General features: G+C 66.7%; 20 protein-coding genes. 7 read left to right on the forward strand and 13 right to left on the reverse strand.

Going from position 1 to position 23579, the window contains the following annotated elements:
* Nucleotides 1–173: 173 nt before the first annotated feature.
* The 3 genes from scpC to ubiM all read right to left on the reverse strand — a co-directional run bounded on the left by scpC (nucleotide 174) and on the right by ubiM (nucleotide 4897).
* Entirely contained in the window at nucleotides 174–1688 is a 1515-nt protein-coding gene (scpC, locus tag CT3_RS00255; protein ID WP_066538572.1) for a succinyl-CoA:acetate CoA-transferase ScpC, read from the reverse strand.
* 322 nt (nucleotides 1689–2010) lie between these two features.
* The gene (locus CT3_RS00260) at nucleotides 2011–3303 is read right to left on the reverse strand and encodes a solute carrier family 23 protein (protein WP_066538573.1); all 1293 of its coding nucleotides are present in this window, start codon (nucleotides 3301–3303) and stop codon (nucleotides 2011–2013) included.
* 313 nt (nucleotides 3304–3616) lie between these two features.
* Nucleotides 3617–4897, reverse strand: a complete 1281-nt coding sequence (gene ubiM, locus CT3_RS00265; protein WP_066538574.1) for a 5-demethoxyubiquinol-8 5-hydroxylase UbiM — start codon at nucleotides 4895–4897, stop codon at nucleotides 3617–3619.
* Nucleotides 4898–5097: 200 nt separating this feature from the next.
* On the opposite strand from ubiM, the gene CT3_RS00270 reads away from it, so the two are divergent.
* From CT3_RS00270 to minE, 4 genes are all read left to right on the forward strand, one after another.
* Nucleotides 5098–7188 (forward strand): acetoacetate--CoA ligase, encoded by a 2091-nt coding sequence (locus CT3_RS00270; RefSeq protein WP_066538575.1) that lies wholly within the window; start codon nucleotides 5098–5100, stop codon nucleotides 7186–7188.
* A 174-nt stretch (nucleotides 7189–7362) separates the two neighbouring features.
* Nucleotides 7363–8103, forward strand: a complete 741-nt coding sequence (gene minC, locus CT3_RS00275) for a septum site-determining protein MinC (RefSeq protein ID WP_066538578.1) — start codon at nucleotides 7363–7365, stop codon at nucleotides 8101–8103.
* A gap of 74 nt (nucleotides 8104–8177) precedes the next feature.
* A complete protein-coding gene (minD, locus tag CT3_RS00280) occupies nucleotides 8178–8990 on the forward strand; it encodes a septum site-determining protein MinD (protein ID WP_066538586.1) in 813 nt (270 codons plus the stop codon).
* Between the two features lie 6 nt (nucleotides 8991–8996).
* Complete coding sequence (gene minE, locus CT3_RS00285) at nucleotides 8997–9260, forward strand: cell division topological specificity factor MinE (RefSeq protein ID WP_066538587.1); 264 nt, start codon at nucleotides 8997–8999, stop codon at nucleotides 9258–9260.
* Between the two features lie 120 nt (nucleotides 9261–9380).
* On the opposite strand, the gene CT3_RS00290 is transcribed toward minE, so the two are convergent.
* The 3 genes from CT3_RS00290 to CT3_RS00300 all read right to left on the reverse strand — a co-directional run bounded on the left by CT3_RS00290 (nucleotide 9381) and on the right by CT3_RS00300 (nucleotide 12075).
* Nucleotides 9381–9896 (reverse strand): flavin reductase family protein, encoded by a 516-nt coding sequence (locus CT3_RS00290; protein ID WP_370510822.1) that lies wholly within the window; start codon nucleotides 9894–9896, stop codon nucleotides 9381–9383.
* Between the two features lie 125 nt (nucleotides 9897–10021).
* Entirely contained in the window at nucleotides 10022–10579 is a 558-nt protein-coding gene (locus CT3_RS00295) for a flavodoxin family protein (protein ID WP_066538589.1), read from the reverse strand.
* 155 nt (nucleotides 10580–10734) lie between these two features.
* Nucleotides 10735–12075 (reverse strand): D-amino acid dehydrogenase, encoded by a 1341-nt coding sequence (locus CT3_RS00300; protein ID WP_066538590.1) that lies wholly within the window; start codon nucleotides 12073–12075, stop codon nucleotides 10735–10737.
* 96 nt (nucleotides 12076–12171) lie between these two features.
* Between CT3_RS00300 and CT3_RS00305 the strand changes: the two genes are divergently transcribed.
* Nucleotides 12172–13095: a LysR family transcriptional regulator ArgP gene (locus CT3_RS00305; protein WP_066538592.1), complete on the forward strand. Its 924-nt coding sequence runs from the start codon at nucleotides 12172–12174 to the stop codon at nucleotides 13093–13095.
* 72 nt (nucleotides 13096–13167) lie between these two features.
* Nucleotides 13168–13851, forward strand: coding sequence for a TetR/AcrR family transcriptional regulator (locus CT3_RS00310; protein WP_172591881.1), 684 nt, complete (start codon nucleotides 13168–13170; stop codon nucleotides 13849–13851).
* A gap of 129 nt (nucleotides 13852–13980) precedes the next feature.
* Here CT3_RS00310 and CT3_RS00315 read toward each other — a convergent pair whose 3' ends face one another.
* The 3 genes from CT3_RS00315 to CT3_RS00325 all read right to left on the reverse strand — a co-directional run bounded on the left by CT3_RS00315 (nucleotide 13981) and on the right by CT3_RS00325 (nucleotide 16378).
* Complete coding sequence (locus tag CT3_RS00315) at nucleotides 13981–14403, reverse strand: universal stress protein (protein WP_066538597.1); 423 nt, start codon at nucleotides 14401–14403, stop codon at nucleotides 13981–13983.
* 106 nt (nucleotides 14404–14509) lie between these two features.
* The gene (locus CT3_RS00320) at nucleotides 14510–15364 is read right to left on the reverse strand and encodes a metallophosphoesterase (protein ID WP_066538599.1); all 855 of its coding nucleotides are present in this window, start codon (nucleotides 15362–15364) and stop codon (nucleotides 14510–14512) included.
* 45 nt (nucleotides 15365–15409) lie between these two features.
* Nucleotides 15410–16378: a LysR family transcriptional regulator gene (locus CT3_RS00325; RefSeq protein WP_066538601.1), complete on the reverse strand. Its 969-nt coding sequence runs from the start codon at nucleotides 16376–16378 to the stop codon at nucleotides 15410–15412.
* A 129-nt stretch (nucleotides 16379–16507) separates the two neighbouring features.
* On the opposite strand from CT3_RS00325, the gene CT3_RS00330 reads away from it, so the two are divergent.
* The gene (locus CT3_RS00330) at nucleotides 16508–16921 is read left to right on the forward strand and encodes a hypothetical protein (protein ID WP_066538602.1); all 414 of its coding nucleotides are present in this window, start codon (nucleotides 16508–16510) and stop codon (nucleotides 16919–16921) included.
* A gap of 198 nt (nucleotides 16922–17119) precedes the next feature.
* Here the strand turns inward: CT3_RS00330 and CT3_RS00335 are convergent, their stop codons facing one another.
* From CT3_RS00335 to CT3_RS00345, 4 genes are all read right to left on the reverse strand, one after another.
* Entirely contained in the window at nucleotides 17120–18988 is a 1869-nt protein-coding gene (locus tag CT3_RS00335; protein WP_066538603.1) for a phosphoenolpyruvate carboxykinase (GTP), read from the reverse strand.
* Between the two features lie 285 nt (nucleotides 18989–19273).
* Nucleotides 19274–19426 (reverse strand): hypothetical protein, encoded by a 153-nt coding sequence (locus tag CT3_RS21090; protein WP_172591880.1) that lies wholly within the window; start codon nucleotides 19424–19426, stop codon nucleotides 19274–19276.
* Nucleotides 19427–19634: 208 nt separating this feature from the next.
* On the reverse strand, nucleotides 19635–20834 hold the full coding sequence (locus CT3_RS00340; RefSeq protein WP_066538604.1) for a threonine ammonia-lyase: 1200 nt from the start codon (nucleotides 20832–20834) through the stop codon (nucleotides 19635–19637).
* A gap of 223 nt (nucleotides 20835–21057) precedes the next feature.
* A complete protein-coding gene (locus CT3_RS00345; protein WP_083520484.1) occupies nucleotides 21058–23517 on the reverse strand; it encodes a TonB-dependent siderophore receptor in 2460 nt (819 codons plus the stop codon).
* Nucleotides 23518–23579: the final 62 nt, after the last annotated feature.

Genomic DNA, 23579 nt, shown 5'->3' on the forward strand with positions numbered 1-23579 from the left:
ACAGGTCGTGGATGCTAGGAGCGGGCCGGCGCGTGCGGCATGAACTTCACATGACGGTTTGGTAATGTGCGGGGGCCGTGCGGGGCGGGCACAAAAAAGCCCGGCATGCCGGGCGGGGTGGTCCTGCCGCCTGCAGTGCGGCTGCAGGCGGTGGCGCTGGGGAGCCGAGGGGCTCAGGCGCGCATGTCACCGGTGTCGACAAAGCGCTGGTGCCAGCTCAGGGCCTCGGTCAGCAGGTGGGGCGTGTGCTGTGCACCTTGCTGGCGGGCCCGGTCGAAGTAGTCGTGCAGCATGGGGCGGTAGTCGGGGTGGGCGCACTGGTCGATGATGACCTTGGCGCGCTGCTTGGGCGACAGGCCGCGCAGGTCGGCCAGACCCTGTTCGGTGACGATGATCTGGGTGTCGTGTTCGGTGTGGTCGACGTGCGAGCACATGGGCACGATGCAGCTGATCTTGCCGTCCTTGGCCACGGACGGCGTGACAAAGAACGACAGATAACCGTTGCGCGCAAAGTCGCCGGAACCGCCGATGCCGTTCATCATGCCCGTGCCCATCACGTGGGTGGAGTTGATGTTGCCGTAGATGTCGGCCTCGATCATCGAGTTCATGGCAATGATGCCCAGGCGGCGCACCAGCTCGGGGTGGTTCGAGATCTCCTGCGGGCGCAGGATGATGCGCTCGCGGTAGAAGTCGATGTTGTCCTCGAAGTCCTTGCAGGCGGCGGCGCCCAGCGAGATGGAGGTGGCCGAGGCCTTGCTCATCTTGCCGGCGCGCAGCAGGTCCAGCATGCCGTCCTGCAGCACTTCGGTGAAGCCCAGCAGGTTCTCGAACGGGCCGTGCAGCAGGCCGGCCAGCACGGCATTGGCCACATTGCCCACGCCGGACTGGATGGGCAGCATTTCCTTGGGCAGGCGGCCCATCTTCATCTCGTGCGAGAGGAAATCGATGATGTAGCTGGCGATCTTGTTGGAGTTCTCGTCCGGCACGGCAAACACGTTGTCGCGGTCGCCCTTGTGGGTCTCCACCACGGCAATCACCTTGCTCGGATCCACCCGCAGATAAGGCTGGCCGATGCGGTCGTCCGCATGCGTCATGTTGATCGGCACGCGGCGCGGCGGAATGGCCGTGCCGTAGTAGATGTCGTGCATGCCTTCCATCTTGGCGGGCGGCTTGGTGTTGACCTCCAGGATCACCTTGTCGGCGATCTCCAGCCAGGTCTTGTTGTTGCCCACGGCGGTGGATGGGATCAGCAGGCCGTCGGGGGTGACGCCCAGCACTTCCACCACGGCGACGTGCATATGGCCCAGAAAGCCGAACCATGCGTGCTGCGCCACATGGGACAGGTGCATGTCGATGAAGTCGATGTCACCGGCATTGATGGCCTTGCGGGCCGTCGGGTCGGTATTGAAGGGCAGGCGCTGGCCCAGGGCCTCGGCTTCGGCCATCACGCCGTCGCATTCCGCTGCGGTGGAGGCGCCGGTCCACACATTGATCTTGTAAGGATTGCCGGCGGCATGTTCGGCCTTGGCACGGGCGGCAATCGCCTGCGGCAGGGCCTTGGGGTAGCCTGCACCGGTGAAGCCGCTCATGCCGACGTTCACGCCGTGGGGGATCAGGGCCGCTGCGGCCTCTGCCGACATGAAGCGCGTTTGGAATTCTGGGTAGCGGACGCGGTCTGTCAGGGTCATCGGGGTTTCTCCAACTTTGCAAAAACAAGCCGCCTTCATGGGCGGCTCTTATAGATCTCCGTGAGAAATGGTATCAGCGTTATCCCTTGTTTAAGGGTTTGCACTAAATAACCTGCCGGTCAAGGTAGGTCCTTTAACGGAAAGGTGTTTGTGGGAAGTGATTGCTTGCATCGAAGTGCAATTTGATGCTGCACTGCAATAAATCGGTGGCGCATCGGCGGGCTCGGGGCCGCCCGGGGTGGGCATGAAAAAAGCCCCGCAGGCTCCGCCTGCGGGGCTTGGGGGCGTTTGAGGGGTGGTGCCGCGCGACTGCGCCGCGCGGTCAGTTGCTGCGTTTGGTGTTCAGCAGCGCGTACAGGATGATGGCGCCGAAGGTGGCGGTACCGATGCCGCCCAGGGCGAATTCGCCGAACTTCAGCGTGAATTCACCGGTGCCCAGGATCAGGGTGATGGCGGCCACGATCAGGTTCTTGGTGTCCGAGAAGTCCACCTTGTTGTCCACCCAGATCTTGGCGCCGGCCACGGCAATCAGGCCGAACACGACGATGGACACGCCGCCCATCACCGGCAGCGGAATGGCCTGGATCAGCGCGCCGAACTTGGGGCTGAAGCCCAGCAGCACGGCCAGCAGGGCCGCGACGAAGAACACCGCCGTGGAGTAGATGCGGGTGGCCGCCATCACGCCGATGTTTTCGGCATAGGTGGTCACGCCCGTGCCGCCGGCGGCGCCGGAGACCATGGTGGCCACGCCGTCGCCGATGAAGGCCCGGCCCATGTACTGGTCCAGGTTCTTGCCGGTCATGGCCGTGACGGCCTTGATGTGGCCCAGGTTCTCGGCCACCAGGATGATGACCACGGGCACGATCAGCAGCATGGCATTGGCATTGAATACCGGGGCGTGGAAGGTAGGCAGGCCGAACCAGGCGGCATTGACCACGCCGCTCAGGTCGATGGGCTTGCCCCAGCCCAGCACATTGGTGAACACCCCGTACAGGATGCTGGCCACAATCAGGCCGATCAGGATCAGCAGGCGTTGCAGCATGCCCTTGGTGAACACGGCCACCAGGGCCACGGACACAAAGGTCAGCGCCTGCATCCAGGCCTCGAAGTTGTTGGCGGCCATGTTCTTGACGGGGATGGCCGCCAGATTCAGGCCGATGATGGCCACCACCGCACCGGTCACCACCGGGGGCATGAAGCGCTCGATCCAGCTTGTGCCGATGGCCTGCACCAGCAGGCCCACCAGAGTGTAGACCGCGCCGCAGGCAATGATGCCGCCCAGGGCGACGCCGATATTGGCATTGGCACCCTTGCCGGCGTAGGCCGTGGCGGCGATCACCACGCCGATGAACGCAAAGGACGAGCCCAGGTAGCTGGGCACTTTGCCGCCAGTGATCAGGAAGAAGATCAGGGTGCCGATACCGCTCATCAGCACGGCGAGGTTGGGATCAAAGCCCATCAGGATGGGGGCCAGCACGGTGGAGCCGAACATGGCGATCACGTGCTGGATGCCCATCAGTCCGGTCTGGGCCCAGGGCAGGCGCTCATCAGGCCCGATGACGCCGCCGCCCTGCAGGACGGCGGGGGACTTTTCAGTCCAGGAAAACATTCCCATGGTGGTGTACTCCGTAAAAAACTGGCGCGATGTTAGAGGCAATCGCCGTGCCACGGATGACGGATTGCTGGCGCATGACCGAGCCCCATGGGCTTGGCCGGCCGCCACAGCAGGGCAGTGCCATCCGTGCTGGACCGCACTGCTGCAATAGTGATAGCTGCACAGGCTCCAGCAAAAAGGCTTCACCGATCCGGAAATCGGTGAAGCCTTGGGGGGAGGGCTGGAAGCTGCCCCGCCATTTTCAGGGGGGGGCTGTCGCATGCGGGCCACGGTTGCGCTGTGGCCGGCGGACGCGGTATTTCGGGTGGTGGCTCTAGTGGCGGCCTGCCCAGGGCGGCTGCGGCAGGGTGGCGCGGATCAGCTGCCAGGGGCTGCGGCCGGTGAGCTGGGCCGCGATGGCGGCCTTGAGCGGCGGCAGATGGCGGGCGCCGGTCAGCACCACCTGGCGCAGCACGCGTGGCAGGGGACGGGCGTCGGTATAGAGCTTCACGATGCTGTTGGTGCCCGCAAAGATCGGGAAGGCATGGCGGTGCTGGCCCTGGGCATAGGCGTCCAGCACGGCGGCATCCCCCCAGTCCTGGCCGGCCTGGCGTGCAGCCGCCACGGCGGCGGTCAGGCGTTCCACGCCAGCCAGCCCCAGGTTGAAGCCATGGGCCGTCACCGGGTGCATGCCCACGGCGGCATCGCCCAGCAGCGCCCAGCGTGCGCCGCTGAAGCGGTGGGCATAGGTGGCCACCAGCGGGTAGCTGTGGCGTTCGCCCACCAGCTCCATCGGGCCCAGGCGGTCCTGGAAGTCGTGCTGCACATGGGCGGCGAAGTCTTCGGGCGAGAGCTGCAGCAGGCGCTGGGCATCGGCCGAATCGGTGGTGATCACGGCGGAGCACAGCAGCTCGCCGGTGTCGGGATCGGGCTGCAGCGGCAGGATGGCCAGCGTGCGCTCGTAGCCAAAGCATTCGTGGGCGATGTCCTCGTGCGGCAGCGTGTGGCGCATGCGGCAGACGATGACGCTGCGGCCGAAGTCCGTCATCTGCGCGCCGACGCCCAGCAGGCGGCGCATGCCGGAGAATCGGCTGTCGGCGGCCACCACCAGCGGGGCGGTCAGGGCCGGGGCCTCGCAGCGCACGCCCTGGTCGGTGCGGGTGTAGCGCACTTCGGCATGGCAGGGGTGCACGGACACTGCGGTCACCTGCGCCTCGGTGATGATTTCCACGCCCGGGGTGGTGCTGGCCACTTCCCAGGCCGTACGGCGCAGGGCGTGGTTGGGCACGATGCGGCCCAGCTGGTCCACCCCGCTGCCATCGGCGCTGATGGCCAGCATGGGGCGCTGACCGACCGGGCCGTCGTGGATCTGGGCTTCGCGGATCTGGCCTTGCTCATGCGGCTGCAGCAGCTCCCAGCTGCCCAGGCGCTGCAGGGTCTGCACGCTGGGGTGGGTCAGGGCAATTTCGCGCCCGTCGGGCTTGGGCTGCTGCAGGGCCAGGGCCGGCTGCTGCTCCAGCACCGTCACCTGGAGCCCGGCCTGGGCCAGAGAGATGGCAAGCGAGAGCCCGGCGGGCCCCGCGCCGACGATGAGGGCATCGGTATGCATGGACATTGGCGTAAACAACTGAGAAATCAACACAGGCAGGCCGTCGCACGGACGAAGGCGCTGGGTGCAGGGATTGTGCGCGCAGACAGCGGGCACAGGCTTGCACTGCCTCAAGTATGACAAGAACACGCAATGCGGGCGGACCGACTTTGTCAATTGGTGCACCTAGCATGGCGACAATTGGGGGCTGCGCCTACGCTGGCGGGATGCCGCTCTCTACCTCCCCCTCTGCGTCCCATCCCCCCCATATTCCCCAGATCCGCCTCTACCAGGAGTGGCTGGCGCAGCAGCACGGTCTGCGCTTTGACAGCTACGACGCGCTGTGGCGCTGGTCCACCACCGAGCTCGATGCCTTCTGGCAGAGCATCTGGGATTACTTCCACGTCGAGTCGCCCACGCCCCACACGGCCGTGCTGGCGCGCAATGTCATGCCCGGTGCGCAGTGGTTTCCCGGCGCCCAGGTGAACTATGCGCGCCAGGTGCTGCGCCATGTGCAGCCCGCGCACGCCGCCGGCATGCCGGCCGTGATCGCCGACAACGAACAGGGCCAGGTCAGCGAGCTGGGCTGGCCCGATCTGCAGCGCCAGGTGGCCGCGCTGGCCCTGCACCTGCGCGCCCAGGGCGTGGGCAAGGGCGACCGGGTGGCGGCCTACCTGCCCAATGTCCCCGAGGCCATCGTGGCCCTGCTGGCCGTGGCCAGCCTGGGCGCCGTCTGGAGCGTGTGCGCGCCCGACATGGGCACGGCCGCCGTGCTGGACCGTTTCCAGCAGATCGAACCCAAGGCGCTGATTGCCGTGGACGGTGTGTACTACGCTGGCAAGCCGCTGGACCGCAGTGCCGTGCTGCAAGAGCTGCGCGCCCAGTTGCCCACGCTGGCCCATATGGTGGTGCTGCGCAGCCCGCATGCGGCCCAGGTGGTGGCCGACAGCGCCGATCTGGCCCAGGTGCTGGCCCGCGACGATGCGGCCACCGCTGCTTTCGCGCCCGAATGGCTACCGTTCGACCACCCGTTGTGGATCGTCTATTCCAGCGGCACCACCGGCCTGCCCAAACCCATCGTCCACGGCCATGGCGGCATGGTGCTGGTGGCGCTGTGCCTCAAGGCCCTGCACAACGATGTGGGCCCCAGCTACGACGCCAACAGCTGGGGAGAGCGCTTCCACTGGTACAGCTCCACCGGCTGGGTGATGTGGAACTCCCAGGCGAGCGGCCTGCTGGGCGGGACCACCTGCGTGATCTATGACGGCAGTCCCAGCGGCAGCAAGGCCCAGCCCGACTGGGGCGTGCTGTGGCGCTTTGCCGCGCGCCACGGGGTGAGCAATTTCGGGGCCGGCGCGGCGTTCTACACCGGCTGCATGAAGGCCGGGCTGGATCTGGCGGACTGCGGCGATCTGTCGCGCGTGCGCAGCCTGGGTAGCACCGGCTCCCCTCTTTCCCCCGATGTGCAGCAGTGGGGCTCGGACCAGTTTGCGCGGCTGGGCACGCCCGGCATCTGGTGGAACAACATCTCGGGCGGCACCGATTTCTGCGGTGCCTTCATCGGCGGCAACCGCGAGCTGCCGCTGCTGGCCGGCGAGATGCAGTGCCGCCAGCTGGGTGCGGCCGTGGAGGCCTGGGACGAGCAGGGCCGTCCGGTGGTCGACGCCGTGGGCGAACTGGTCTGCACCCAGCCCATGCCCTCGATGCCGCTGTACTTCTGGGGCGACCGGGACGGCAGCCGCTACCTGTCCAGCTATTTCGACAGCTATGCCCCCGGCCATGGCCGCCAGCCCGGCGGCGGCGACCTGCCGGCTGCGGCCGGAGGGGTTTGGCGCCACGGCGACTGGCTGCGCATCGGCGCGCAGGGCGGCTGCACCATCTACGGCCGCAGCGACGCCACCATCAACCGCCACGGCCTGCGCATGGGCACCAGTGAGCTCTACAGCGCCATCGAAGCCCTGCCCGAGGTGCTGGACAGCATGGTGGTGGACCTGGAGTACCTGGGCAAGGAAAGCTGGATGCCGATGTTCGTGGTGCTGCGCGAGGGGCTGACGCTGGACGCCGCGCTGCGCGAGCGGCTGAACGCTGCCATCCGCACCGCGCTGTCGCCCCGCTTTGTGCCGGACGAGATCGTGCAGGTGGCCGAGATCCCCCGCACGCTGACCGGCAAGAAGCAGGAGCTGCCGATCAAGAAGCTGCTGCTGGGCCAGCCGCTGGCCAAGGTGGTCAACCCCGACACCATGGCCAATGCCGGCTGCCTGCCCTGGTACGAAGCCTTTGCCGCCCAGTACCTGGCGCGCCAGGCGCAGGCCGCCTGAACGGCGGGGCGCCGCACAGGCGGCGCCCCTGCCAAGTCTGCCAACTGGCCGCCCGCACAGGGTTACACGGTGTTGCGCGCCCGCGGCAGGCGCGTGGCCGACATTCCGCCCAGCCGGGTACACTTTCCAGCTTCGAGATGGCGTTTCCTTTCACCTACGCACCTATCGCATTCCATGGCCGTTGAATCGCAGGGCACAGCCCGCACCAGTTTTGACCTGAAAAGTGCCCAGTTGCCGGTGGTGGCCGTGGTGCTCAAGGACACAGACATCCATGTGCTGGCCCACGATCTGGCAGAACGCCTGGCCGCCGACCCCGACTTCTTCGACAACGATCCGGTGCTGATCGACCTCTCGCACATCCGCGAGGCGGTGGACCCCGTGGACTTTGCCGAGCTGCGCCGGGTGCTCTCCAGCCACCACACCCAGCCCGTGGCGGTGCGCGGCGGCTCGGCCGACCAGATGGCCGCCGCCCATGCCGCCGGTCTGATGGCTGCACCGGATGCACTGCCGGCGCGCTCCGCCCCGGTGGAAATCCGGGAAGTGATCCGTGAGGTGGAAGTGGTGCGCGAAATCCCGGCACCCCTGTCCGACGCCCTGATCATCGACCGCCCGCTGCGTTCCGGCCAGCAGGTCTACGCCCGCAACACCGATGTGGTGGTGCTGGGCATGGTCAGCTATGGTGCGGAAGTGATTGCCGACGGAAACGTCCATGTCTATGCCCCGCTGCGCGGCCGTGCCGTGGCTGGCGCCCGGGGCAACACCGAAGCCCGCATCTTCAGCACCTGCATGGAGCCGCAGCTGCTCTCCATTGCCGGCATCTACCGTGCGATCGATTCCCCCCTGCCAGCCGATGTGGCGGGCAAACCCGCCAAGGTACGCCTGGAGGGGGAAAAAATCATCATCGAATCCCTGTAAGCTTCGGGGCTGAACAGCCCCGACTGAACCGTACACAAGAACCACGCAATCAGTCTCTAAGGAAAACTGCAAACATGGCCAAAATCGTCGTTGTGACTTCCGGCAAAGGTGGTGTGGGCAAGACCACCACCAGTGCCAGCTTTGCTTCCGGCCTCGCTTTGCGTGGCCACAAGACTGCAGTGATCGACTTCGACGTCGGCCTGCGCAATCTGGACCTGATCATGGGCTGCGAACGCCGCGTGGTCTATGACCTGATCAATGTGATCCAGGGCGAAGCCAATCTGCACCAGGCCCTGATCAAGGACAAGCAGTGCGAGAACCTGTTCGTGCTGGCGGCTTCGCAGACGCGCGACAAGGAAGCGCTGACGCAGGACGGCGTCAAGAAGGTGCTGGACGATCTGGCGGCCATGGACTTTGAATACATCGTCTGCGACTCGCCCGCCGGCATCGAAAGCGGCGCGCTGATGGCCATGCACTACGCCGACGAGGCGCTGGTGGTGACCAACCCCGAAGTCTCGTCCGTGCGCGACTCGGACCGCATTCTGGGCATGCTCAGCTCCAAGACCGACCGCGCCACCAAGGGCGAGTCGGTCAAGGAGCACCTGCTGATCACACGCTACAACCCCAACCGCGTGGAAGACGGCCAGATGCTGTCGCTGGAGGACATCCAGGACATTCTGCGCATCGAGCTGATCGGCGTGATTCCCGAGTCGGAAACCGTGCTGCAGGCCTCCAACCAGGGCGTGCCCGCCGTGCACATGCAGGGCACCGATGTGTCCGAGGCCTACAAGGACGTGGTGGACCGCTTCCTGGGCGAAGAAAAGCCCATGCGCTTCATCGACGCGCAAAAGCCCGGTTTCTTCAAGCGTATCTTTGGTGGGAGGTAAGTCGGCATGTCCCTGATCTCCATGCTTTTGGGCGAGAAGAAGAAAACCGCTTCGGTCGCCAAGGAACGCCTGCAAATCATTCTGGCGCGCGAGCGCGTGGGCAACTCCAATGCCCAACCCGACTACCTGCCTGCGCTGCAGCGCGAGCTGATGGCGGTGATCTCCAAGTACGTGTCGATCAACCCCAGCGACATCAAGGTGCAGCTGGAACGCCAGGACAACCTGGAAGTGCTGGAAGTGAAGATCGAGCTGCCCGACGCCCAGCGCTGAGCCGCTGGTGGTCTGCAAGAGCTATAAAAAAAGCCTGTCCCCACATGGGGACAGGCTTTTTGTCTTTCCGGGCTGCACCGGGCAGTGCGTGCAGTAGGTGCTGCCGGGTGGCGGGGCCGCTCAGTCGGTGTAGGGCGCCGGCGGCAGGCCGTGCTTGGCGTACATATGACCGCCGTGGTAGATCAGGGGCTGCACGCCCTGCAGGTGCTGGCAGCGCTCCACCAAGCCGACGAAGATGGTGTGGTCGCCCTCGTCATAGCGGCTGCGGTTGCTGCATTCGAACACGGCCGCTGCACCTTCGATCAGGGGCACGCCCTGCTCGTTGGCTTCCCAGGTCACACCGGCGAACTTGTCCACGCCGCGGGTGGCAAAGCGCTGGGCCAGTTCCTGCTGGCCGGCAGCCAGCACGTGGATGGCGTAGTGCCCGCCTTGCTGGAACACCGGCAGCGAGGCGGCGCGGTGGGCCATGCTCCACAGCACCAGTGGCGGCTCCAGCGACACCGAGTTGAACGAGCTGACCGTCAGCCCGATGGGGCGCCCCAGGGCATCGGCCGTGGTGACAATGGTCACACCCGTGGCGAACTGGCCCAGGGCGTGACGGAAATCACGGGTGGTAAAAGCGGCAGGAGCGAGCAAGGGCAGGGCGGATGGTGGTCAAAAAGGATTGATGCCGGTCAAGCGGGCAGCAGCGCCCGCCATTATGGCGTGCAGTGCTGCAGACCGGTTTTCCGGTCCGTGCAAGGCCCCGCCCCCGATGCGGATCAAGCGCGCTGCAGAAAGCCGGCAGCCGCCTGCACGGCCTCGGTGTCGGCCTGCACCGCATCGGGTGCGCCACCCTTGCCCCACAAGGCCCCGCCCCAGGGCATGGCCATGAATTCGGCGCACAGCTGGGCCGCGTCGATGGAGGGCTGGGCCTTGCGGCGTTCGCCCCCGGTGCTGACCAGGTACAGCGGCTTGCCCGCCATGCGGGCCTTGAAGTCCAGTCCCGGCACGCGCAGCCAGCCGCTCCAGTGGTCCAGATAGGCTTTCACGGCCGTGGGCAGGCTGAACCAGTACACCGGGCAGACCAGCACCAGGTGGCTGGCATCCAGCGTGGCCTGCAGCAGATCGGCCATGCGGCCTTCGGGCGCCGGGTAGCTGCCGGCGCTGTGGCGCACATCGATAAAGGCGGGGATAGGCTCGTGGGCCAGGTGCACCCAGGTCTGCTGCACGTCGTCCGGCAGGTGGCGGGCGGCTTCGCGGGCCAGCCATTCGGTGTTGCCGATGACATGGGGCTCGCGGGCCGAGGCGGTCAGAAAAAGATAGTGGTCGTTGCGCATGCGCCGATGGTAGCGGCGCCGGCGGGGCGGGTGTGTCGCGCGGACACTGCGGAGCGCGCAGCGAAAGCCGATGTCAGATGGCCGTTCCCCACCGCCGCGGCGACAGTGGCTGCTGCCGCCGCGGAAAGCTGCCAGGCCCGGCCGAGTCAACCCGATCAGGCCTCGACCGGGCGCTGGTGCCAGGCGACAGGGTCGCGGCCCTGGCCCAGAAAACCGAAGTCCATGGCCGGGCGCTCGCCGGAGATCAGCGCCGCCAGGGCCTTGCCCGAGCCGGCGCCATGCGTCCAGCCCAGGGTGCCGTGGCCGGCGTTGACCCACAGCCTGCCCACGCCGGTATGGCCGATGAACGGGATGTTGGTGGGCGTGGCCGGGCGCAGGCCGCACCAGTAGTTGGGCTGGCCGCCTTCGGCTTCGGAGCGGGTATCGCACACACCGGGCAGGATTTCTTCGATGCGCTCGCTCAGCATGCGGCAGCGGGCTTGGGCCACGGGGCTGTCCAGCGACAGGTCGAAGCCGCCCAGCTCGATGGTGCCGGCCACGCGCAGCTGGTCGCCGAAACGGCTCATGGCGATCTTGCGTGCGTCGTCAATGCACGACACAAACGGCGCGGCATCGGGCTGCAGGATGCGGAAGGTGGCGCTGTAGCCCTTGCCGGGGTAGATGGGCAGGTCCACGCCCACGGTACGCAGCAGCGGCGCGCTGTAGCTGCCGCAGGCCACGACAAAGCTGTCGGCCGTCAGCGTCTGTTCGCGGCCCGGGCCATCGTCCAGGCGCTGGCGCACGGTGATGGACTGCACCTCGCCGCCGGCCTGGTTCAGGCGCAGCACATCGTGGCCGTAGAGAAACTGCACGCCGCGCTGTGCGCACAACTGGGCCAGCTGCTGGGTGAAGGCACGGGCGTCGCCGCTTTCATCGGTGGGTGTGAAGGTGCCGCCAAAGATCTGGTCCTTGTAGGGCGTGAAAGCCGGCTCGATGCGCAGCAGCTCGTCGCGGCTGACCAGCTGGCGCTGCACGCCGTGCTGGCGCATGATTTCCACCGCCTCGCCGGCCTCCTCGAAGGCCTGGGCGCTGGAGTAGAAGTGCGCAATGCCGCGCTCCAGCCGGTGGTAGCTGATGCCGGTCTCCGCCACCATCTGCTGCAGGGCGGTGTGGCTGTAGGCGCCCAGGGCCACGATCTGCTGCACATTGCGGGCGAAGGCGCGGTCGTTGCACTGGCCCAGGAATTGCAGCGCCCAACGCCACTGCTGCCAGTCCAGCTGGGGACGGAACAGCAGCGGCGCCTGCGCGTCGAACATCCACTTCAGCGCCTTCAACGGGGCTTCGCGGTTGGCCCAGGGTTCGCAGTAGCTAACCGAGATCTGGCCAGCGTTGGCGAAGCTGGTCTCCTGCGCTGCCTCGGCCTGGCGGTCGATGACGATCACGTCGTGGCCACGGGCACGCAGGTGCCATGCGGTGCTGATGCCGATGATGCCGGCGCCGAGGATGATGGTTTTCATGGAGCGCAGTGTGGTGTGCCACCCGCAGGACGCCAAGCCGGATTACATTCCTTGTGAATCCATAAGCGCAGCTAATACAACGCAGGAGAAGACGCGATGCAGCATTGGGACCCGGTGGCCTTGGAGTGCTTGGCCGCCATTGTGGAAACGGGTGGGTTCGAGAAGGCCGCGCAGCGCCTGCATGTCACGCAGTCGGCCGTCTCGCAGCGCCTGCGGGCGCTGGAGGAGCAGGCCGGATCGGTACTGGTGGTGCGCAGCCGGCCCCTGCGGCCCACGCGCGCCGGGCAGTTGCTGCTCAAGCATGCCCAGCAGTTGCGCCTGCTGCGGGCCGATCTGGCGCGCGACATGCAGACCCTGGCGCCCCACACGGCCGGCTCCGGCGCCGGGGTGGGCCTGGCCGTCGCGGTCAATGCCGACAGCATTGCCACCTGGGCCCTGGAGGCGCTGACGCCGCTGGTGCGCGCAGGGATTGCGCTGGAAGTGATCACGGACGACCAGGATTTCACCCAGGAATGGCTGCGTTCCGGCGAGGTGCTGGGCTGCGTGACCACCTTGCGCCAGCCGCTGCAGGGCTGCCGTGTGCAGCCGCTGGGCGCCATGCGCTATCTGGCCGTGGCAGCGCCGGAGTACGCGGCCGCCCACCTGCCGCAGGGGCTGAACGCCCACAACTTCCACCGTGTGCCGTTTCTGTGCTTCAACCGCAAGGACGATATGCAAAGCGAGTTCGTGGCGCGCCTGCTGGGCCTGTCCCAGGTGGTGCTGAACAGCCTTTACCTGCCCAATTCCGAAGCCCAGGTGCGGGCGGTGGAGGCCGGCTGGGGCGTGGGCGTGCTGCCGGAACTGCTGGTGCGCGACCGTCTGTCACATGGGCGGCTGGTCGACGTCGCGCCGGGTACGATGCTATCCATCGACCTGTACTGGCATTGCTGGAACCTGGACTCCAGCCTGCTGCGCCAATTGACGGACACCCTGCTCCAAGGCGCAAAAGTGAACCTCAAAGACAATTGTTCAGAAAGGTGAGCCGTTGTCTGACTGATGGCAAACAGGTCCGGTGTTAATTTCGATCCATATGTAACAAATATTAATCTGACCGTGTCCAATCGACCGTCCTTCAGCCACGTCTCCTTCCGGGACATGATGCACAGGGCCCGCAAGGAAGCCATCCTGGAAGAGTGCACCCGCTTGCTCAGCGAGCGGGGCTATGACGCCATGACGCTGGACCAGGTGGCCGAAGCCGCCGGTATGGCCAAGGCCGTGCTGTACAAACATTTCAAAGGCAAGGAAGACCTGTGCTGTGAAGTCATGGTGCGGGGTCTGGAACGTGCCCAGGGGTTCCTGGACGGCCTGCCCGCCCGCATGGTGGCCAGTCAGCGGCTGCAGGCCTTTGTGCGCTGGGTGCTGCAGGCCCAGCTGAACTCCGATGCACCGCTGCTGGCCGAGCGCAAGTCCGAAATCCGCCATGCGCTCAAGGCCTCGGAACCCTACCAGCTGGCGCTGCAGGGCCTGAGCACGCGCCTGGAAGAATGGATTGTGCAGGCGCAGGAAGCCGGTCATATCCACCCCGGCTGGCCCCTGCTGGTGGCCCGTCAGATGCTGATGACCCGCGCCGTCGATCCCATGGTGGACGCGCTGATGCACACCCAGGCCTACAGCCACGACGAAGTGGTGGAGTGGTGCGTCAAGACCTGCATGGCCACGCTGCATGCCTCACCGGAATACCTGCCGCTGTCCCAGAAGGCCAAACCGGCCAAGAAGAGCATGCTGGCCGTGGGCTGACTGCGCAGCGGCAGCCGCAGCTTTCGCCGCGGCAGGGGTTCCCGCCCACAAAAAAACCGGCCTCCGAGGGACCGGTTTTTTTGTGGTGCACGGCCCGGAGGCAACTCCGGCCATGCAGGGGCAGGCGCCTCAGCGAATCAGCATCACCGGGACGTCGCAGTTGGCCAGCACCTGGGTGCTGACCGAACCCATCACCAACTTGCCCAGCGCGCCGTGGCCGTGGGTGCCCATGATGATCAGGTCGTACTTGCCTTCCACGGCTTCCTTGGCAATGGCCTCGCCGGCGGGGCCCACCTTGGCGATGCGCGTGGGCTGGACGTTGTGGCGGGCCAGGAATTCACACACCGGATCCAGCACCTTGGCCGACTCTTCGGCGTAGTAGGCGTCCACGGTTTCCTTGCCCAGGGCGGCGCGGGCGCGGGGGGGCAGAGCCGACTGCACCGTGATCGCACTGTAGGCATGGGTGCCGGCAGTGAGCTCTTCGTGCGTGGTCATGTAGGCCAGCATTTTCTTGGTGTAGGGGCTGCCATCGACAGCAAGCAGAATCTTCATGATGGTTTCTCCATGAGTGAACAGGCACAGGTTATTGCGGGTTGCTGCTTGTTGTCTTGACGCATGTCATGTTTTTTGAAAGCGGAGGCCCTGCGCCTGCAATGCATCATAGAGCCAAGCTTTGCGCGGGGTGGAATTTGTCCTGCTCTCCCTTGCGCGCATAGCCCAGCGGGTTGGCATGCACGCGGCACTGCCAGGCGCTGCCATCGGCCCGCAGGCCCTGGGCGGTGTAGTCCACCGGGGTGTGCAGATGCCCGTGCAGCCACAGCTGGGCACAGGGCAGCAGATCGTCCAGCGCATTGCAGAAGCCCGCCGTGCCGGGCACCATGCCATAGCGGGGGTCGCTGCTGCGCAGGCTGGGGGCGAAATGGGTCACGGCCACGGTAGGACCGTCAAAAGGCTGGGCCAGGGCCGTGCGCAGCCATTCCTGGCACACCAGCGCCTGCTCGCGCATGGGGGCCGCCAGAAACGGTTCGCCGTGGCGGGTGCCACCGGTTTTCTGCAGGTAGAAGTTGGCCGCACGAAAGGACTTGTCGCGCAGCTTCAGCAGCCGGCCCACGTCACCGGCCTGCACCTGGTCGTCCAGCAGGGCGATGGCGTCATAGTCGGTCCACAGCGTGGTGCCGACAAAGCGCACGCCGTCCAGCACTGCGGTGTCGCGCTCCAGCCAGATCAGCCCCAGCCGGTCGCAGATGCGGCGCAGCCGGGCGTGCGCCGCATCCCAGTCCTGGGCGTCGTACTCATGGTTGCCGGGGACAAACACCACCGGGCATGGCCAGCCGGCGTACTGCGGCAGCGGGGAAAAGCGTTCCAGGCCGAAACAGTCGTCCTGCAGCAGGCTGCCGTCCTGGTAGGAGCCGATATCGCCGGCCAGCACCAGCACATCGGCGTCGGCGGCGGGTTCCGGAACAAACTGCGGATGCACTTCCAAGTGCAGGTCGGACAAAAGCTGGATGCGCATGGAGCGCTATTGTCCCGGAATGTCGCACCGCGCCGTTGCGGCGGGTCACAGCGGATGCTGCAATGCCAGCGCCTGCTGTGCGGCCCGGCCCAAGGCCTGCACCATCCAGTCGTAGGCCGGTCGGTTGGGGCCGCGCTTGTGCCACAGCGCATCCACATGCACGGCCATCACGTCCAGCGGCAGCTTGGCAATGTGCAGCTCCTCGGCCATGTGGCTGATGGGCACGAAGTGGCGCGGCATCACCGTCACCAGATCGGTCTGCGCCACCACGCGGGCCGCGGTGCCGTACTGGTTCACCGTCAGCGCGATGTGGCGCTTCTTGCCCAGCGAGGCCAGGGCTTCGTCGATGAAGCCCCAGGCCCGGCCGGAGAAGCTGACCAGCGCATGGCGCGCGGCGCAGTAGCGCTCCAGCGTCAAAGGCTGGCGCGACAGCGGGTGGTCGCGGCGCATGGCGGCCACGTACTGGCCGTCATACAGGCGCCGGCTTTCGTAGGCCACCAGGGCGCCGGACTGGGCGCGGGCCGTCAGATCGGCCAGTACGGCCGGAAAGTTGCCGATGGCCAGATCGGCGGTTTCCTCGTCCAGCAGGCTGCGCGGGTCGCGCGTGGTCAGCGGCAGGATGCGCACCGTCACGCCGGGCGCCTCCACCTCCAGGATCTCCAGCAGGTGCGGAATCAGCGTGCCCGCGGTGGCGTCGGCCATCACCAGCACCAGCGTGGTCTTGGCGGTGGCGGGGTCAAAGCGTTCAGGCGCCAGGTTGTCGGCCAGGCTGGCCAGCGCTTCGCGCACCACGGGCCACAGCGCCTGGGCGCGGGGCGTGGGCTGCACGCCCTGGCCGTGGCGTACCAGCAACTCGTCGCCCATGGCATCGCGCAGGCGGCGCATGGCGTTGCTGACGGCGGGCTGGGTGATGGCCAGGTTTTCGGCGGCGCGGGTCAGGCTGCGTTCGGACATGACCTCGTCGAACACGCGCAGCAGGTTCAGGTCCAGGGTGCGGAAGTTAAGCGGTGTCATGGCGTTGTCATCACTGATGTGAATACTGTAGATTCAAAATATAAATTTGAACAAGCATGGGGTAAACCCTATAGTTCTTCCATCGCCCAGCATTTCGCCACAAGCGATGTTCCCAGGGGTTTTACTGCCATGAGCAATTTCATCTACAACTCTTACTGTGTCGTGCACCCCGGTGCCGAGCAAATTTCCCTGACCGCCGAATACCGCCCGGTCCAGGAAGCGGCTGCCCCCGTGCGCCGTTCCGCACATTTTTCCTTTGTCTGGCCCCTGGTGGCCGTGATGGCCCTGCTGGCCGCATTTGCGTCGGCCGGCGAAGGCTCGGCCCTGCTGGTGGGCATGCTGCTGTGGGTGCTGGCGCTGGCCGGATGGGCACTGAGCATGTCCTCCGTGCGCCGCAGCCTGGTGTCGCTGCGCCAGGGCCTGCGCGCCTGGCAACACAGCCGCCGCATGGCAGCAGAAGATGAACGCACCTGGAACATGGCCCTGCAGGACGCCCGTCTGATGGCCGACCTGGCCCGCGCCATGGACCGCCAGGAACGCTGATACGCGGATTCCCGTTCCGCGCCGGCTGCGGCACCCGCTGCAGCCCCTCTGTCGAAAGCCACCGCCCACCAGGCCGTGGCTTTTTTCATGCCATGAAAAAAGGAGCGTGCTTTGCACGCTCCTTTGGCTTTGCAGGCGCCTGTGGCAGGCAGACACCGGAAGCATCTGCATACGAGGCACCTGTTTGGAACAACGGCTTCAGGCGGCCAGGCGGGCTTCCAGCGCTTTCTTGGTGGCCAGCAGTTCCTGCGGCAGGTTGTAGGCCAGCTGGTCGAAGTGGGCGGTGTGCAGCTGCATTTCCTCGTTCCAGGCGGCCTTGTCGATGCTGGTCACGCTGGCGAACTGGTCGGCGCTGAAGTCCAGGCCGGTCCAGTTGATTTCGCCATAGGTGGGGGCCACGCCGAACGCGGTCTGCTGGCCCTGGGCACGGCCTTCGATGCGGTCGATCATCCACTTCAGCACGCGCATGTTCTCACCGTAGCCGGGCCAGACGAACTTGCCGTCGGCGTCCTTGCGGAACCAGTTGGTGGTGAAGATCTTGGGCAGCGTGGCGCCCTGGGCTTCGATCTTGGCCCCCAGGTTCAGCCAGTGCTGGAAATAGTCGCTCATGTTGTAGCCGGCGAACGGCAGCATGGCGAACGGATCGCGGCGCACCACGCCTTGCGCGCCAAAGGCGGCGGCCGTGGTCTCGGAACCCATGGTGGCGGCCATGTAGACGCCTTCGGTCCAGTTGCGGGCTTCGGTCACCAGCGGCACGGTGGTGGAGCGGCGGCCGCCGAAGATCATGGCATCGATCTTCACGCCCTTGGGGTCGTCCCAGGCTTCGTCCAGCGCGGGGTTGTTGGTCGCGGCCACGGTGAAGCGGGCGTTGGGGTGGGCGGCCTTGGCGCCGGTTTCCTTGGCGATGGCCGGGGTCCAGTCCTGGCCCTTCCAGTCGATCAGATGGTCCGGCAGCTTGCCCTGGTCTTTTTCCAGGCCTTCCCACCACACATCGCCGTCATCGGTCAGCGCCACGTTGGTGAAGATGACGTTCTTGTCCAGGCTCTGCATGCAGTTCGGGTTGGTCAGCAGGTTGGTGCCCGGAGCCACACCGAAATACCCCGCTTCGGGGTTGATGGCGCGCAGCGAGCCATCGGCCTGGGGCTTGATCCAGGCGATGTCGTCACCGATGGTGGTGACCTTCCAGCCTTCGAAGCCGGTGGGCGGCACCAGCATGGAGAAGTTGGTCTTGCCGCAGGCGCTGGGGAAGGCCGCCGCCACGTGGTACTTCTGGCCTTCGGGGTTGGTCACGCCCAGGATCAGCATGTGTTCGGCCAGCCAGCCCTGGTCGCGGCCCATGGTGGAGGCAATGCGCAGTGCAAAGCACTTCTTGCCCAGCAAGGCATTGCCGCCGTAGCCCGAGCCGTAGGACCAGATTTCGCGCGTTTCGGGGTAGTGGACGATGTACTTGGTCGTGGGGTTGCAAGGCCAGCTGGTCTGGTCGGTTTCGCCAGCCGCCAGCGGCGCGCCCACGGTGTGCACGCAGGGCACGAACTCGCCGTCGGTGCCGAGCACGTCGTACACGGCCTTGCCCATGCGGGTCATGATCTGCATGTTGACGGCCACATAGGCACTGTCGGACAGCTCGATGCCGATGTGGGCAATGGGCGAACCCAGCGGGCCCATGGAGAACGGCACCACATACATGGTGCGGCCTGTCATACAGCCGTCAAACAGCGGCTGCAAAGTGGCACGCATCTCGGCGGGGGCCATCCAGTTGTTGGTGGGGCCGGCATCTTCCTTGCGGGCCGAGCAGATGTAGGTGCGGTCTTCGACGCGGGCCACGTCCGACGGGTCGGACCAGGCCAGAAAGCTGCCGGGGCGCTTGGCGGGGTTGAGTTTCTTGAACGTGCCGGCGTCCACCAGCTGCTGGCAGAGGGCGTCGTACTCTTCCTGCGAGCCGTCGCACCAGTGGATCCGGGCGGGCTTGCACAGTGCGGCCATTTCGGCCACCCAGGCGATCAGCTTGGGGTTTTTCACGAAGGCGGGCGCCTGCAGCTGCAGGGCCTGGGGGGCGAGGGCGTTCATCGAAGGATCTCCTGATAGTGGGTAAACGGTTTTGCCGAACCGGGCACGCGCGGGGCGTACCAACAAGGGGCGGTTGGGCAAAGCAGCTCGTCCATAAGGGCACTGCGGGCGCTATCAGGCAGCCGATGACCGGCGCCGGGAAAGTCATTCTAGGAAGGCGGCTGTAAAAAGCCAGTGGGACAACCCGGAAAACTATGTCTCATATGCATAAAGATATGCATAAAGCAGAAATTCGCCGGCATGAAAAAAGCCCCTTGCGGGGCAGTTTTCGAAGGCGGGTGCCGTTTACGCCATGTTCACGGCGATGAAGGCCAGTAGGAACATCATCACGGCCCCCACCAGCGGCAGCACGATGGGAATCAGGGGCACCACCGCCTCGGCGGCGTCGTCGGGATTGATCTGGGGCTGCGCATCGTGGGCAGCGGGGTCATGGCTCATGCGTTCACTCCTTGCGGGCAGTCGGACAACCAGGTGGCGGGTGCGCCACGCAGACCTCGTTCGTCCTGCCATTGTGGAAGGGACGCCACGGCCCGGCTACAGGGTTATCCACGGCGCAGGTCCGGGGGCGTGGCAGGCCGGCTCCACCGCCGGGGGCCGTCACTCCGCCCCACAGCCAGGGGGCGGGGCGCCACGGTACCCAAGGATCTCAGGCGCGGGCTGCCTGCATGCCGGCTGCCCGCAGCGCTTCCAGTACCTGTTCCACATGCTGCTGGTTGCGGGTCTGCAGCACAAAGTCGATTTCCACGTTCTGCGCGGCCAGCAGCGTGAAGGCGCGCTGGTGGTGGACTTCCTCGATGTTGGCGCCGGCGGCGGCCACGGTGGCGGTGATCTGGGCCAGCACGCCGGGCACATCGCGTGCACTGACGCGCACGCGCGCCAGACGGCCGGAGCGCACCATGCCGCGCTCGATGATGGCGGCCAGCAGCAGCGGATCGATGTTGCCGCCGGACAGGATCAGGCCCACCTTCTGGCCGGCGAACTTCTCGCGGTGGCGGATCAGGGCGGCCAGACCGGCAGCGCCCGCGCCTTCGACCAGGGTCTTCTCGATCTCCAGCAGCATCAGCACGGCCTGCTCGATATCGCCTTCATCCACCAGCAGCAGCTCGTCCACCAGCCGTTTGACCACCTCGCGGGTGATGGTGCCGGCCGTGGCCACGGCAATCCCTTCCGCGATGGTGGACTGGCCCATGGGCAGGTCCGTGCCCTGCACGGCGTTGAGCATGGACGGAAAGCGCTGCGTCTGCACCCCCACCACGCGGATGCCGGGCTTGAGCGCCTTGGCGGCCGTGGCCACCCCGGCAATCAGGCCGCCGCCGCCGATGGCCACCACCAGGGTGTCCAGGTCGGGCTGGACGGCCAGCATTTCCAGGGCCAGCGTGCCCTGGCCGGCCGCCACGGCCTCGTCGTCGAAGGGGTGGACAAAGGTCAGGTTCTGTTCCTTGGAGAGCAGGAAGGCGTGCTGGCGCGCCTCCTCCAGGGTGTCGCCGTGCAGCACCACTTCGGCGCCAAAGCCACGGGTGCGCTCCACCTTCACGCCGGGGGTGAAGCGCGGCATCACGATCACGGCACGCAGGCCCATGCGCTGTGCGTGGTAGGCCACGCCCTGGGCGTGGTTGCCGGCGCTCATGGCAATCACGCCGCGCGCCTTTTCCTCGGCGCTCAGCAGCTGCAGCCGGTTGCTGGCGCCACGTTCCTTGAAGGAGGCCGTGAACTGCAGGTTCTCGAACTTGAGGAACACCTGTGCGCCCACGATCTGCGAGAGCGTCTCGGATTCGACGCAGGGCGTTTGCAGCACCTGGTCACGCAGTCGGGTGGCGGCGGCTTGGATATCGGCGTAGGTCAGCATGGTCGGGCGGGTGCGGAAAGGGCAGGCGGCAAAGTCTGACAGATTGCCATATCTGCCGCACTGCCGCTGCCATCGGCAGCCATGCATAGCGAGCGCCGGTGCGCTGCGCATGGGGCGCCGGTCGCCGATAGCGCTCTGCCCGGCCTTGGCGCCGGGCAGGCTCCCCCCAACGGCTTCTGTGCCGTTTGCCTGCGCCGCCTTCGGCCGCGCAGGCAGCGCTGCGTCAGAAGTCGTAGCGCGCGCTGAGGTTCAGGCTGCGCGGTGCGCCCCAGGTGTAGAACAGCCCCTGGGCGTTGAAGTTGGTCACGCCCGCGAAGTAGCGCTTGTCCAGCGCGTTGTTCACATTGGCGGCCACGCTCCAGTGGCGGTCGACCTGGTAGCGGGCCATCAGATCCACCAGCCAGTAGGCGTCCTGGCGCAGCGTGGTCGCCCCCCGGCTGGTGGAGATGTCGCTCTGCCAGCGGGTGGCCGCGCCCACGGTCAGCCCTTGCAGGGCCGAATCGCGGAACTGGTAGGTGGTGCCCAGCTTGAACTGGTACTTGGGCGTGGTGCTGGACGAGTCCAGCGTGCTGCTGTTCATCACAAAGCCGCCCTGCAACTGCCAGCCGCGGGCCAGCTCACCGGACAGCTCCAGCTCCCAGCCGCGGCGCGTGACGCCGCTGACCGCCCGCGAGATGGTCTCGCCCGCAGGCGTCTGGCCCACGGTTTCGGCGGTGTTGTCGGTCTTCATCCAGAAGTAGGCGGCACTGGCGTTCAGGCGCTTGTCAAAGAACTCGCCCTTGGCGCCGATCTCGTAGGTCTTGCCCTCTTCCGGCGGCAGCGTCTGTTCGCTGGCGTTCTTGGCGCTCTGGGCCTGGAAGATGCTGGCGTAGCTGGCATACAGCGACACGTCGCGGGCCACATCCACCACCACCCCGGCATACGGGGTCACCACGCCGCGTTCGTGCAGGTCGTAGTTGTACCAGCTGACGTCGGAGACATCTTTCTGGTCGTAGTTGGTGGCGCGGGCGCCGACGATCAGCTTGACCGGGTCGGCCAGGCTGAAGCGGCCGGCCGCATAGACATAGTTGCGCTTGCGGCTGAACAGGTCGTCGGAGTAGGTCAGGCCGCTGAGGTTGACATTCGGCAGCGCGCCGCCGCCCTGGGCATAGTCCAGGCCCAGCGCGCCCAGCGTGGTGTTGTCGCCGCCGCCGCGCTGCAGATTGATGCGGCTCTTGGAGGCCCCGGCACCCAGCAGCAGATCGTGCTGGCGGCCGAACAGGGAGAAGGGCCCTTGCACGTCCAGCTGGATGCTCTGGTTGCGCGTCGTGTTCTCGCCATAGCGGCCAAAGTTCACGGCGCCCGGCAGGGCGTTGTTCATATAGCCCAGCAGCTGTTCGGGCACGTCGATTTCCTCGTGCACCAGCTGCAGCTTGGCCTTCCAGCCCTGGCCGAAGTTGTGCTCCAGCCGGGTGAACAGGTTCAGGCCTTTTTGCTCGTAGCCGGCCCAGCGCGCGCCGTTGTTGTATGAACGCGGCATCCAGCCCACAAAGGCGCCGGTACCGGAATAGGCCTGGAGGGGCGTGGTGGCGCCGGAGCCGTGCAGCGAGCGTTCGCGGTAGGTGACACCGGCGCTCAGCAGGGTGTCGGGCGAGAGGTCGTATTCCAGCGTGCCGTAGACCATGCGGCCGCTGGAGTCCTCGTAGTCGCGGAAGCCGCGGGCGCGCTTTTCCGACAGCACCAGCCGCCCGCGCAGGCTGCCTTCGGCATTCAGCGGGCCGGCAATGTCGGCATCGGCGCGGTAGCTGTCCCAGCTGCCGGCGCTGGCCTCCACATGGGCCTGGAATTCCTTGGTCGGGCGCTTGCGGATAAGGTTGATCGTGGCGCCGTAGTTGCCGTCACCATTCATCAGGCCGGACGAGCCCTTGAGCACCTCGACGCGGTCGATGTCGGCCAGGTCGTCCATGGTGTAGAGCGTGTGGGTGTTGAAGCCCCAGCCGCTGGAGAGCTGGCGCGAGCCGTCCACCTGCAGGTTGGCGGTGCTGCCCCGCACGTTGTAGGTGACCATCTGGTTCTGGCGGCTCACCGTCAGGCCGGGCGTCTGCTCCATCACATCGGTCAGCGTCTGCAGCTTGAAGTCTTCCATGCGCTGGCGGGTGAAGACGGTGACCGACTGCGGGGTCTCGCGCAGCGTCAGCGCCAAGCCGGTGGCGGCACCGCTGGGGCCTGCGGCCGTGTAGCGGCCCGTGCCTTCGGTGGTCCCGTCCGCCACCGTGGCGGCGGCCGTCACCTTCACTTCAGCCAGCGTGGCCGCGCCGCCGCTGCTGCGCTGGGCGGCTTCGGGGATGCGGCGCAGCGCGTAGGCGCCGCTGGCGTCGGGCACGGCTTCCAGGCCGGTGCCGGCCAGCAGGGCGGCCAGGGACTGGGCCACGCCCTGTGTGCCCTGGGCACCGCTGGTCTGCAGACCGGCCACCAGATCGGGGGCAAAGCTGATCAGTGCTCCGGATTCGCGGCCCAGGCGGTTCAGGGCCGAGGCCAGCGTGCCTGCGGGGATGGTGTAGTTGCGCTGTGCCTGGGCGGTGCTGGTTTGGGCCAGCGCCGGCAGGGCGGGCAGGGCCGTGGCGCAGGCGATCAGGCTGGCGCACAGCAACTGGGTGGCCCGCGCCGTGGCGGTGGGTTGGGGGTGAAGCGGTCGGCGGTTCATGCGGTGGAATCCCTCGGTGGATAGGCAAAAAGCAGGGCTGGCGCGTGGGCGCAGTCCGTCTG

The organism is Comamonas terrigena NBRC 13299 (assembly GCF_006740045.1).
GTDB classification, from domain to species: domain Bacteria; phylum Pseudomonadota; class Gammaproteobacteria; order Burkholderiales; family Burkholderiaceae_C; genus Comamonas; species Comamonas terrigena.